This window comes from Streptomyces sp. SID11385 (genome assembly GCF_010548245.1).
Taxonomy (GTDB): Bacteria; Actinomycetota; Actinomycetes; order Streptomycetales; family Streptomycetaceae; genus Streptomyces.
Genome location: NZ_JAAGLR010000305.1, coordinates 1 through 235, shown reverse-complemented (window position 1 = coordinate 235; position 235 = coordinate 1). Strand labels below are relative to the sequence as shown.

At 69.8% G+C, this 235-nt stretch carries 1 protein-coding gene; it reads right to left on the bottom strand.

The annotated features are described in order from the left end of the window. Positions 1-235, bottom strand: a 235-nt coding sequence (locus G3I42_RS09080) for an rRNA adenine N-6-methyltransferase family protein (RefSeq protein WP_275405236.1), incomplete at both ends; no start/stop codon positions are given.

Below are 235 nucleotides of genomic sequence, written 5' to 3'. Positions count from 1 at the left end.
CACCAGCCCGGAGTCGACGTTCGGGGCGGGCCAGAAGACCTTGCGCCCGATGGAGCCGGCGCGCTTGACGTCCGTGTACCAGTTGGCCTTGACCGACGGCACTCCGTAGACCTTGTTGCCCGGCCGCGCGGCCAGCCGGTCGGCCACCTCCGCCTGCACCATGACGAGGGTCCGCTCGATGGTCGGGAAGCGGTCGAGCATGGTGAGCAGCACCGGCACGGCGACGTTGTACGGA